10 protein-coding genes are annotated in these 12,116 nt (G+C 41.0%); 2 read left to right on the top strand and 8 right to left on the bottom strand.

Going from position 1 to position 12,116, the window contains the following annotated elements; all coding sequences use genetic code 11:
• Positions 1-304: 304 nt before the first annotated feature.
• The 7 genes from IEX94_RS08345 to IEX94_RS08375 form a co-directional block, all read right to left on the bottom strand.
• A complete protein-coding gene (locus tag IEX94_RS08345; protein WP_188856804.1) occupies positions 305-736 on the bottom strand; it encodes a BrxA/BrxB family bacilliredoxin in 432 nt (143 codons plus the stop codon).
• A gap of 114 nt (positions 737-850) precedes the next feature.
• On the bottom strand, positions 851-2,122 hold the full coding sequence (locus IEX94_RS08350) for a dihydrolipoamide acetyltransferase family protein (protein ID WP_188856805.1): 1,272 nt from the start codon (positions 2,120-2,122) through the stop codon (positions 851-853).
• A 19-nt stretch (positions 2,123-2,141) separates the two neighbouring features.
• Positions 2,142-3,125, bottom strand: coding sequence for an alpha-ketoacid dehydrogenase subunit beta (locus tag IEX94_RS08355; RefSeq protein ID WP_156855952.1), 984 nt, complete (start codon positions 3,123-3,125; stop codon positions 2,142-2,144).
• Between the two features lie 5 nt (positions 3,126-3,130).
• Positions 3,131-4,132: a thiamine pyrophosphate-dependent dehydrogenase E1 component subunit alpha gene (locus IEX94_RS08360; protein WP_188856806.1), complete on the bottom strand. Its 1,002-nt coding sequence runs from the start codon at positions 4,130-4,132 to the stop codon at positions 3,131-3,133.
• A 29-nt stretch (positions 4,133-4,161) separates the two neighbouring features.
• Positions 4,162-5,583, bottom strand: a complete 1,422-nt coding sequence (lpdA, locus tag IEX94_RS08365) for a dihydrolipoyl dehydrogenase (protein WP_188856807.1) — start codon at positions 5,581-5,583, stop codon at positions 4,162-4,164.
• Between the two features lie 33 nt (positions 5,584-5,616).
• Entirely contained in the window at positions 5,617-6,711 is a 1,095-nt protein-coding gene (locus IEX94_RS08370; protein ID WP_156855955.1) for a Leu/Phe/Val dehydrogenase, read from the bottom strand.
• Positions 6,712-6,788: 77 nt separating this feature from the next.
• On the bottom strand, positions 6,789-8,825 hold the full coding sequence (locus IEX94_RS08375) for a sigma-54 interaction domain-containing protein (protein ID WP_156855956.1): 2,037 nt from the start codon (positions 8,823-8,825) through the stop codon (positions 6,789-6,791).
• Between the two features lie 201 nt (positions 8,826-9,026).
• Between IEX94_RS08375 and IEX94_RS08385 the strand changes: the two genes are divergently transcribed.
• Both IEX94_RS08385 and IEX94_RS08390 read left to right on the top strand, forming a co-directional pair.
• Complete coding sequence (locus IEX94_RS08385) at positions 9,027-9,266, top strand: DUF2627 domain-containing protein (protein WP_156855958.1); 240 nt, start codon at positions 9,027-9,029, stop codon at positions 9,264-9,266.
• Positions 9,267-9,361: 95 nt separating this feature from the next.
• Entirely contained in the window at positions 9,362-10,738 is a 1,377-nt protein-coding gene (locus IEX94_RS08390; RefSeq protein ID WP_156855959.1) for an aspartate kinase, read from the top strand.
• A gap of 45 nt (positions 10,739-10,783) precedes the next feature.
• On the opposite strand, the gene spo0A is transcribed toward IEX94_RS08390, so the two are convergent.
• Complete coding sequence (gene spo0A / locus IEX94_RS08395) at positions 10,784-11,563, bottom strand: sporulation transcription factor Spo0A (protein WP_156855960.1); 780 nt, start codon at positions 11,561-11,563, stop codon at positions 10,784-10,786.
• Positions 11,564-12,116: the final 553 nt, after the last annotated feature.

Consider the following 12,116-nt stretch of genomic DNA (forward strand, 5'->3'; position numbering starts at 1 on the left):
CTTTCCCTCGGAGCAGTCCAGACACCTCGAGACTCCTGCAGGAGGAAAGGCATAGGTGAGACCCCGCAGTACGCAAAGCGTACGAGGAGGCTCACCAGCCGCCTGCGGAAAGCGAGAGGTGTCTGGACTGCGGACCTCCGGAAGAGAGTTACAGACACTTACGCTGTATAAAAGGAATTCAGTTTATTCTTCAGTTTATTTTAAGTTTTATAAAGAAATGTTTAGTTATTTTAGGGTATGTAAGGTTGAGCTATGTAGTAAAAAGGAGACTGACTTGTGCTTGCCAGTCTCTACCTGATAATAATTAGATTTCTTCACAGTGTGCGTCAAATAACGCTTGCAGCTTCACCATTACGTCCATTGCACTATAGCTTTCGATATCGTGACGTTCTAGCATAGACACAATCTCGCCGTCTTTAAGTAAAGCAAAGGATGGGGAGGATGGCGGGTAGCCTTCGAAATATTCTCTTGCTCGTTCCGTTGCCTCACGATCCTGACCGGCGAATACCGTTACTAAATGGTCTGGCCGTCTATCATAGTGAATAGAAGTTGCCGCTGCAGGGCGTGCAATTCCTCCTGCACATCCACAAGTTGAGTTAACCATAACTAATGTAGTTCCTTTTTGTTTAAGTGCTTCATCCACCTCTTCTGGTGTTCTAAGCTCTTTAAAACCTGCTTCTGTTATATCTTTTCGAGCGGCATCAACAATATCATTCATAAACAAGTTAAAATCCATCACAAACACTCCTTTCCCGGATAAACATAAATTTGTCTAAATACATATTTAGCTTAGCAGGGAATATTATTAATTTCAATTAAATAAATTGCAAAATACCTTCATAACGACCGATTAATAAACTGAAGTCGTACTTTCATTCATATTCTCAAGGATTTCTTTCACCCTTCTTAAGAACTGACCACAGACCAATCCGTCGAGTATACGATGATCTAATGATAAACATAGGTTAACCATGTCTCGTGCAGCAAACATATCGTCAATTATAACTGGTCGCTTCACAATCGATTCTACCTGAAGAATTGCCGCTTGCGGGTGATTGATAATCCCCATTGATTGTACCGAACCAAATGTACCCGTATTATTTAGCGTAAATGTGCCACCACTCATATCTGCAGTAGTTAGTTTACCACTCCTAGCTTTCTGTGCTAGTTCTGTAATCTCTCGGGCAATTCCTTTAATCGATAACTCATCCGCATGTTTAATGACGGGAACAAACAATTCCTCATCACTTGCTACTGCAATTGAAATATTAATTGCTTTTCGCTGAATAATTTTATCTCCTGCCCATGTACTATTAAGCTGCGGGAATTCTTTTAATCCTTGCGCGACAGCTTTAACAAAGAAAGCAAAGAAGGTTAAATTGTAGCCTTCTTGTTCTTTAAAATCTTTCTTAAGTGAATTACGATAATTAACAAGGCTGGTTACATCTGCTTCAACCGTCATCCATGCATGTGGAATTTCTTGAGTAGAGGTGACCATTTTTTGAGCAATCGCTTTTCTTACACCGGTTACCGGAATTTCGATATCGCCGGTTTCCGATTGAATGAACGATTCAACCGATTTTTTCGGCTTTTGTTGATCCGGTTTCGGTGTATCAACTGCCGGACGCTCTGTTACTTCTGTTGCTTCTGGTTGGGGAATGTTTCCGGATTCGATGATTTTCTCAATATCTTTTCTCGTAATTCGACCACCACGTCCAGAACCTGCCACATTATTTAAATCAATATTATTTTCCTGTGCTAGTTTTAATACGGCCGGAGAATATCTCTTCTTCATCGAAGTGTCTTTTTCCTCGCTAGGAGCAGGTTCGATTGCTTTATCTTCCCCGGTAGTACTTTCATCTTGCTCAGGCGAGCCCCTGCCTTCTGTTTCAATTTGGCACATCACTTCACCAACTGCAATCGTATCTCCTTCAGTTGCAACAAGTTCTTTTATTACACCTGAGAAAGAAGACGGTACTTCGGCATTCACTTTATCTGTCATTACTTCAGCGATGGGATCATATTTATTAATTTTATCCCCAGGTTGTACAAGCCAGGTCGTAATGGTCCCTTCTGTCACACTTTCTCCAAGTTGCGGCATTGTAATTTTTTCCAAGCCCATTTTTTCATCCTCCTAAAGCTTAAAATTCAGCTAAATCACGCATCGCATTCTCGACTTTTTCCGGATTAATCATAAAGTATTTTTCCATCGTTGGAGCATAAGGCATGGCAGGTACATCCGGTCCAGCGAGACGCTTGATTGGTGCATCCAAATCGAACAGGCAGTTCTCTGCTATAATTGCTGCCACTTCGCCAATGATGCTCCCTTCTTTATTATCTTCTGTGACAAGTAATACTTTTCCAGTCTTCGTTGCCGCTTCAATGATAGCTTCCTGATCGAGCGGATAAACGGTGCGTAAATCAAGAATATGAGCTTCAATCCCCTCTTCAGCAAGCTTTTCCGCTGCTTGCAGGGCGAAATGTACACCAAGTCCATACGTAATAACCGTGATATCATCGCCTTCACGTTTCACATCTGCTTTTCCGATTGGAAGTACATAATCATCGCTAGGGACCTCTCCTTTAATAAGTCGGTAAGCCCGCTTATGTTCGAAAAACAAAACAGGATCGTTATCCCGGATTGCTGCCTTAAGTAACCCTTTTACATCGTATGGGGTAGACGGCATGACAATTTTAAGTCCAGGCTGGTTGGCAAACATTGCTTCAACAGATTGAGAATGATATAAAGCACCATGTACGCCACCGCCATACGGAGCACGGATGGTAATCGGGGCCTGCCAGTCATTATTAGAGCGATAACGAATTTTAGCTGCTTCTGAAATAATTTGGTTAAATGCGGGTAAAATAAAGTCAGCAAACTGCATTTCAGCTACCGGCCGCAAACCGTACATTGCCGCTCCGATTCCAACCCCGGCAATCGCTGATTCAGATAGAGGTGTATCCAACACACGCGCCGCGCCAAATTCATCGTAAAGTCCGTCCGTTGCTCGGAATACGCCACCTTTTTTACCGACGTCTTCACCGAGAATAAAAACTTTATCATCCCGTTGCATTTCTTCTCGTAATGCAGTAGTTACCGCTTGTATATAAGACATTACTGCCATTTCTCTTATCCCTCCTGTTCTTCATAAACAAAGCGTAATGCATGTTCCGGTTCTGCATAAGGAGCTTCTTCTGCATATTCGGTTGCTTCGTTCACAATCCCCTGTACTTCACTATTAATCTTTTCTTCGATTTCATCTGTAAGTACACCGGATTCTTTTAAGTAAGTGGAGAAAGTAAGGATACAGTCATCTCTTTTCGCTTCTTCCACTTCCTCTTTCTCACGATACGTGCGGTCGTCATCATCACTCGAATGAGCGGTAAGACGATATGTTACTGCTTCGATGAGTGATGGACCGTCTCCGTTAATCGCTCTCTCCCGCGCTTCTTTAACAGCGGTATAAACTTCAATTGGATCATTTCCATTAACCGTCACGCCATGCATGCCATAGCTTTTAGCCCGGATTGACACGTTTTCACTTGCAACCTGACGATCAAATGGCACAGAAATTGCGTACTTATTGTTTTCAACCATCGTGATGACCGGAAGCTTGTGTACACCAGCAAAGTTCAGACCTTCGTGAAAGTCACCTTGATTTGTAGACCCTTCGCCGAGTGTTACAAAGGAAACAAACTCCTCCTTCTCCATTTTACCTGCGAGGGCAACACCTACCGCATGTGGTAGCTGCGTTGTAACAGGAGAAGACCCAGTTAATATCCGATTTTTCTTTTGACCAAAGTGCCCTGGCATCTGTCTTCCACCAGAGTTTGGATCCTCCGCTTTCGCAAAAGCGGAGAGCATGATATCTTTTGCCGTCATTCCGAACGCTAAAACAACACCTAAGTCGCGGTAATATGGTGCTGTCCAATCTTGCTCCCGGTCAAGCGCAAAGGATGCTCCAATTTGTGCCGCTTCCTGACCTTGACAGGATATAACAAATGGAATCTTGCCTGAACGGTTCAATAACCACATCCGTTCATCGATTTTCCTGGCGAGCAGCATCGTTTTATACATGTCAAGTACTTGTTCGTCTGTTATGCCAGCTTGTTGATGACGATTTAAACTCATCTTTCGTTCACTCCTTTTATTTAAACCATTTAACCATGGATTTGCTTTCCATCTACAGCGAGTGCCGCTTCACCTATCGCTTCTGAAAGCGTAGGGTGCGGATGTACAGCAGATGCAATTTCCCATGGGGTTGCATCAAGGACCTTTGCAAGACCTGCTGCTGAGATCATATCTGTCACATGGGGTCCAATCATGTGAACACCTAGTAAATCATCTGTATCCCTGTCCGCAACGATTTTTACAAAGCCTGCTGCTTCACCATGAACTAGCGCTTTTCCGACTGCTTGAAATGGAAATTTGCCTACTTTCACATTATACCCTTTGTCCTTCGCTTCTTTCTCTGTTAAACCTACATGTGCTGCTTCTGGACTCGAGTAGATGCAACTCGGAATCGTTTCATAGTCAAGCGGCAATGGATTTTCATTTGCAAGATGTTCTACTGCTTTTATTCCTTCATGAGAAGCAACATGTGCAAGTTGCATACCACCTATCACATCACCAATCGCATAAATATGCGATTCTTTCGTTTGCATGGAGGAATTCGTTACGATAAAGCCTTTTTCTACTTGAATATCCGTGTTCTCTAAACCGATATTTGCTACATTAGCCGTTCTACCGACCGATATAAGAATTTTTTCCGCATTGAAATTGATTTTTTCCCCAGCAACTTCTGCCTGTATGGAAACATCATCCGCAATATCTATCGTATCGGCGAGGACATTCGCCCCTTTCACAAAGTGAATCCCCTTTTTCTTAAGGAGGCGCTCCATTTCTTTCGCGATTGCTTCATCTTCCGTTGGTAAGATTTGTTTCGCATATTCAATGACTGTTACATCCACACCAAAGTCATTCAGCATAGATGCCCATTCAATTCCAATTACTCCACCGCCAATGATGAGCATGGAACTTGGGAGTTCTTCCAATTGTAAGGCATCATCTGAAGACAAGATATGTTCCCCGTCAAATGGCAGGCCGTTCAATGAGCGAGGACTTGACCCGGTAGCGATAATTACATTTTTAGGAGTCAAAATTGTATTTTCCTCCCCATTTTCATACTCTACCGAAATCGTGCCAGGCATTGGAGAAAATATGCTGGGACCAAGAATTCTTCCAAACCCTTCATAAACATCGATTTTCCCCTTCTTCATCAGTCCCTGTACACCTTGATGCAGTCGGTCGACAATTGAATTTTTCCGGGCCTGGACTTCTGAGAAATTTATCGTCGTATCTTTCGTTTCAATTCCGTATTCTCTTGCTTCCTTTGTCTGACGATACACTTCAGCACTGCGCAATAAAGCTTTAGATGGGATGCAGCCTCGATGGAGACATGTCCCTCCAAGCTTCCTATTTTCAACGACTGCCGTCTTCAGTCCAAGCTGGGAAGCACGGATTGCTGCAACATATCCCCCCGTACCTCCCCCTAATATGACTAAATCGTAATCCTCTGCCATTGTCTATAACCCCTTTCCAGTTTACATTCCATTCTAGCGATTTAAAATAGATCGTTCATTGACTAGGAATTGGCTGCGTGATTCCCGTTTCGCTTTAATTCGTTCTTCAGCCATTCGGTCAGCCGCAACATAAGTCGGGATATTATCTCTTCTGGATATAGCAAAAACACGCTCAAGATTGGAATAAATTACTTCAACTTTTTGTAACGCTCTTTCTTTATTATAACCGGCAAGCTCATCTGCAACATTAATTACTCCGCCTGCGTTAATAACATAGTCCGGCGCATAAACAATTCCCATTTCATGGATAATATCCCCATGCTTTTCTTCTGCCAACTGATTATTTGCAGATCCTGCAATCATTTTCGCTTTAAATTGTGGTATTGTTTCATCGTTGATGATGGCCCCTAATGCACACGGAGAGAAAATATCACACTCAACGCCATAAATCTCATCCGGTCCAACGGCTGTTGCCCCAAATGCTTCTACCGCACGTTGTACAGCAGCTTCGTTAATATCCGTGACGATAAGATTTGCACCTTCATCATGGAGATATTCACAAAGTGCAAAAGCGACATTACCAACTCCTTGGACGGCGATTGTTTTTCCTTCCAATGAATCTGTGCCAAATGTTTCTTTTGCTGTTGCTTTTATCCCTTTGTAGATTCCATAAGCGGTTATTGGAGAAGGGTTTCCGGCTGCTTCTGGTGTAGTTGGTGAAGTCCCCGTAACGAACTCCGTTTCCAAATGGATAAGATCCATATCTTCCGTTGTCGTTCCAACATCTTCTGCAGTGATATAACGTCCGTTCAATCCTTGGATATAACGACCGAAAGCACGGAACAACTCTGGATTTTTGTCCTTTTTCGGATCACCAATTATGACTGTCTTCCCGCCACCTAGATCGAGTCCTGCAGCAGCATTTTTATAAGTCATTCCTTTAGCAAGACGGAGTGCATCTTCAATCGCGGCTTCTTCCGTCTCATACGTCCACATCCGTGTTCCTCCAAGAGCTGGTCCGAGTGTTGTATCATGGATTGCAATAATTGCCTTCAATCCAGATGCCTTATCCTGGCAAAGTACTAATTGCTCATACTCATATTTCTCCATATATTTAAATAATTCCATTTCCCATTCCTCCTAGTTTATTTATTTACAAAGGCAAGTTGTATGTAAGCGCTTTAATATCCATTTATGATTAAATTTTATTCAAGCTGATATTTCTCGATTTTATAATATAAATTTCGAATAGAGATATCTAATGCTTGAGCTGTTTTCGTCTTATTGAATCCATTATTTTCATATACTTTATAAATATAATCTTTTTCAAAATTTTCCACGGCATCGGTTAATGAATCCCATTCCGGAAACATGAGATTGGATTGTTTCAGATTGGAAGATGAATGAAGTAATTTCGGTAAATACTCCTTTTTAATTTCTTTTTCCTGATTATCCATGAAAATCATCGCCCGCCCAATAATATTCTCTAGTTCCCTTACATTCCCTGGCCAGTGGTATTGTTCAAGCAATGCGATTGCATCGTCACTAATATACTGGACATCCCTTCGATAATCCTTATTAAGCTTTTTAATAAGATGATGTGCCAGTTCACGAATGTCGGAAACTCGTTCTCTTAAGGATGGTATAAAAATTGGTAATCGATTTAATCGGTAGTAGAGATCTTCTCTAAATGTCCGATTACTGATTGCTTTTTCCAAGTTTGTGTTCGTTGCTGTAATGATTCGAACATCTATCGGGATCGATTGCTTGCCACCAACACGGATAATCTCCTGCTCTTCCAAGACTCGCAATAGTTTAGACTGCATATCTAAAGATAATTCCCCGATTTCGTCGAGAAAGACACTGCCTTTATTCGCTTCCTCGAAGGCGCCGATTTTACTTTTCGATGGGTCAAGTGATTCATAACCGAATAATTCAACTTCAAGTAATGTTTCTTTAATCGTGGCACAATTGACACGAATGAATTTTTCTTGCTTTCGGTTACTTTCATTGTGAATAGCATGTGCAAACAATTCTTTCCCTGTACCGGAATCGCCTCTTAGCAATACAGTTGCAGGGGTTTTCGCCCCAACTTTCGCTTGTTCAAGTGCTAGTTGCATTTCTGACGATGAACCGATAATATCATCGAACGTATACTTTGCTTCCAAGCTGCGAATGATTTGCCTTGCCCGCTCGAGTTCATTTGTAAGAGCTTGAATTTCCGAAACATCATGCAGGACTCCAACACTTCCTTGAATTTTACCTTTCGCAATGACGGGAGCAACATTTACAATAACTTCCCTTTTTTTCTGACCGACCTTCATGCGAACCCCACGATAGACACTGCCTGTTTCGAGCACCTTCATATGCATGCTTTCCCCTTCATGGATATCGACTGTCGCCGGTTTACCAATCACATCTTCTTCTGTTAGCCCAGTAATTTTTGTATATGCCGGATTAATCATGATGCCATTGCCATGTTTATCAACAACACTTATCGCAGCATCTGAAGATTTGATGATAGCTTCAAGCATATTTTTCAGTTCAATTAAGTCAGTGTTTTCCTCCGCCAGTTTTACAACTTCGGTAATATCTTTAAATACAGTAAATGCTCCAACGAGATCATTGCTTTCACTGATTAATGGTATTCGTGTTGCGATGATTTTTTTTCCGTTTTCTAATGGGAACTTTTGATTAATTTCTTTTTCTTTCGTCTGAAGCACGATAGGTAGGCGCGAATTTTTTATAACATCTCTTATACGCTTGCCAATAAACATATCTTTTTGAAGCCCAATAATCTCTGCAGCTTTCTCATTCACAAATTGAATGACCTCGTTCCTATCAATGACAATCATGCCATCACGAATATGGTTGAGGATTAATTCTTGATTATCGCTTTGCTGCTTTATTCGTTCGAGCAATGCATCTTTTTCATCCACGAGTTCAGAGATGATGTAGGCTACGGAGCCAGGAACGACTACTGTCTGCTCCCTTTTTGAACGGATCAATTCCTCCAAAACAGCCTGATCACCTGTAGCTTCAAAGATGATATCGATCTCCTTATCGATCCAGTCTTTCCAATCACTTCCGGTTTGAATGTGTAACTTATTTGCTAATGCAAGGCCGGGTGCCCCTTCATTGTGATCAATTACTGCCACAATTTTCATAGTTGTTGTGGAGTGAATGATATGGATTAATGCCGTACCTCCCCGTCCGGCACCAACAATAAGTACATTTTTCATCGATTCACCACCTTTGCATTATCTTGCATACTAATATCATACGTTATCATGAATGAATTGGCAATGATTAATTGATTGTGATAATTACTGCACGTTATGTAAGAAATGCCTGTGTTGGAATGATATTGTTCCGTTTTAATAGTCATCTTTGCTATACTCTATAGTTGAGACAACTTTTGATATGATTAAAGGGGAATGAGTATGAGAAATATAGCAATTCTTATTTTATTAATCCCAGGCGTCATTGCTGCTATTGGAATTAAATTAATGCGAGATACTTTATTTAATGATTTTTATACCATTTTTATCTATTCGTGGATCCAGTTCGGAGTTGGATTAGTTTTATTCATCGGGGGGATTGCTTTCCTTGGGGGATTTATAGTTTTCCGTGACCGAAAAAATAAAGCGAAAGAGAAGAATTCCTCTGTTAATGGTGAATAAACAAAATTTATTAACTTTTTATCGTAATTTTGCATGATTTTATGGTATGATAAGTAGAAAATTATCTTTATGCAGTAAATTAAGGAGGAAATCAGATGAAGGTCGCAAAATTTGGCGGCAGTTCAATGGCTAGTGCAAGCCAATTAATTAAAGTTGGAGATATAATAAAGGATGATGCAAGCCGCAAATTTATCGTTGTGTCAGCTCCCGGGAAACGCTTCAAGGAAGACACAAAGATGACCGACTTGCTGATCGATCTTGGAACCGCATATTTACAGCAAACCAATTTTGCTGAACAGTTCGAGGCTATTATGCAGCGTTTTACGGAGATTGTTACGGAATTGGAACTTCCAGATACTTTATTGGATGAATTTACTGAATCATTAAAACGAGTACAGGAACTATCTGATAATGAAGCAAGTTTAATGGATGCTGTAAAGGCAATCGGCGAGGATAGTTCGGCGAAAATGCTAAGTGCCTATTTAAATAAAATCGGCATCAATTCGTCATATATCAATCCACAGGAAGCAGGCCTCATACTTAGTGATGAACCAGGTAACGCACAAATTCTTCCGGATAGCTTCGATAAGATTCGCATGCTTCGAGAACGTGATGGAGTACTCGTAATCCCTGGTTTCTTCGGGTACACGGAAGAAGGAAAGCTTGTTACATTTTCAAGAGGTGGGTCAGATATCACGGGATCGTTAATTGCGGCGGGTGTGGAAGCTGAAATTTACGAGAACTTTACCGATGTAGATTCTGTGTTTACAGTGAACCCTTCCTTTGTATCTAATCCGAAAACAATTACGAAACTTACGTATAAGGAAATGCGGGAATTATCCTATGCAGGTTTCTCTGTTTTCCATGATGAAGCTTTGATTCCCGCCTATCATGCTAAAATTCCTGTTGCAATCAAAAACACGAATAACCCTTTAGCTAAAGGAACATTAATTGTAGCAGAACGGGAATTAAATGGACGAGTCGTAACTGGTATTGCGAGTGATACCGGCTTCTGCAGCCTTTACGTCAGTAAATATTTAATGAACAGGGAGATCGGGTTTGGCCGTAAATTATTAAACATCTTTGAAGATGAAGGTGTTTCATTTGAACATGCCCCGTCCGGGATTGACAATATGTCTGTTATCTTCCGAGAAAGAAATTTACCGCGTGATAAAGAGAGAATTATTTTAGAACGAATTAAAAACGAACTCCATCCGGATACGGTCAGCATTACAAGAGGAATTGCAATAATCATGGTCGTTGGTGAAGGACTTGTCAATTCAATCGGTGTCGCGAACCGGGCAACAGAAGCCTTTACGAAAGCAAATGTAAATATTGAGATGATTAACCAAGGTTCTTCTGAGGTATCCATGATGTTCGGTATTCAAGCTGCCGATTTGAAACGAGCAATACGCTCTCTGTATGAGTTATATTTTATGGAGGAAGATGCATTAGTGAGAAGCGGTTCATAATAGTGCATATAAAAGAGACTGGACTAACCAATCCAGTCTCTTTTTTTAACTGACCTGATGTTCAAGTCTAAGTCGGTCCGCGACCATCGCGATGAATTCACTGTTCGTAGGTTTTGCTTTAGAAATATTAATTGTATAACCGAATAATGCCGAAATTGAGTCAATGTTGCCCCTACTCCAAGCAACTTCTATCGCATGACGAATCGCCCGTTCTACTCTTGAGGCCGTTGTGTTATATTTTTTTGCAATTTGCGGATAAAGCGTTTTCGTAATTGCTCCCAATAAGTCGATATTATTATAAACCATTGTAATTGCCTCTCGTAAATACATATACCCTTTAATATGTGCAGGTACTCCAACTTCGTGAATAATATTTGTGATGCTTGCTTCTAGGTTATGTGTTTTGTTTGTTTTTTTCGGTTTCCTTACCTTTGCTTTGAAATTATCGGTATTTGTACTGATTGTTCGGATTCGGTCTGCTAAATGATCCAAATCAAATGGTTTTAAAATGAAATAAGAAGCACCGAATTCGACTGCTTTTTTCATTACTTCTTCCTGGCCGAACGCAGTTAACATAATAACTTGTGGTGTTTTATTCAATTCCATGGTACGCAATTGATTCAGCACTGCAATTCCATCGATATGTGGCATAATAATATCTAATATAAGTATATCGGGTTCTAAAACCTCCAACATTTCTAGGCATTCTCTGCCATTGGATGCTGTACCGATTACTTCAATATCATCTTGACCTTCAAAATATTCCTCCATCAACGTGATTAATTCCGGGTTATCATCGACTAAACATACTGAAATACTTTCCACTTTACGAATCCTCCTTATTTTTACTCTTCCCTCTTACATATTCTACAAAAGATATTATTATCCTTCTTTATTTTAAAGAATTTGCATATTTTTATATTTCTCTATTATCTCTACATTTACCTTTATATACCGAGCATTTTCGACAAAATTATTCGACTCACTTCGACAAAAAATCATTACTTAATTTCAAGGGGATTAAAGCAGTCTGCTTCCATTCAGCGTAAACACACCCCTCTCTTGGAGGTCCACAGTCCAGACACCTCTCGCTTTCCGCGGGCGGCCGGCAAGCCTCCTCGCGCTATCGCGCTGTGGGGTCTCGCCAGGCCTATCGACGAACAGGAGGTTCTAATGCCGGCATTGGTCACAGGACGTGACCGTACTTAGCCGGCCTCCCGCAGGAGTCTCGAGGTGTTTGGACTGCTCCGGGGAAAGGCTTGATTTGGAGCACTATTTTTCATTTAGAATGAGGAAGCCTATTATGGACGGATATTTCCATTAATAATAATCCTCTCTACCAGTTCAGTTGCCCGGAGGACGGTGACTCCTGCGGGAA

The organism is Oceanobacillus indicireducens (genome assembly GCF_014647195.1).
Taxonomy (GTDB): Bacteria; Bacillota; Bacilli; order Bacillales; family Amphibacillaceae; genus Oceanobacillus; species Oceanobacillus indicireducens.

Excerpts from the sequence above, each read along its gene's own strand:
- IEX94_RS08345 (WP_188856804.1), bottom strand. The coding sequence starts at position 736 with ATGGATTTTAACTTGTTTATGAATGATATTGTTGATGCCGCTCGAAAA.
- IEX94_RS08350 (WP_188856805.1), bottom strand. The coding sequence starts at position 2,122 with ATGGGCTTGGAAAAAATTACAATGCCGCAACTTGGAGAAAGTGTGACA.
- IEX94_RS08355 (WP_156855952.1), bottom strand. The coding sequence starts at position 3,125 with ATGGCAGTAATGTCTTATATACAAGCGGTAACTACTGCATTACGAGAA.
- IEX94_RS08360 (WP_188856806.1), bottom strand. The coding sequence starts at position 4,132 with ATGAGTTTAAATCGTCATCAACAAGCTGGCATAACAGACGAACAAGTA.
- lpdA (WP_188856807.1), bottom strand. The coding sequence starts at position 5,583 with ATGGCAGAGGATTACGATTTAGTCATATTAGGGGGAGGTACGGGGGGA.
- IEX94_RS08370 (WP_156855955.1), bottom strand. The coding sequence starts at position 6,711 with ATGGAATTATTTAAATATATGGAGAAATATGAGTATGAGCAATTAGTA.
- IEX94_RS08375 (WP_156855956.1), bottom strand. The coding sequence starts at position 8,825 with ATGAAAAATGTACTTATTGTTGGTGCCGGACGGGGAGGTACGGCATTA.
- IEX94_RS08385 (WP_156855958.1), top strand. The coding sequence starts at position 9,027 with ATGAGAAATATAGCAATTCTTATTTTATTAATCCCAGGCGTCATTGCT.
- IEX94_RS08390 (WP_156855959.1), top strand. The coding sequence starts at position 9,362 with ATGAAGGTCGCAAAATTTGGCGGCAGTTCAATGGCTAGTGCAAGCCAA.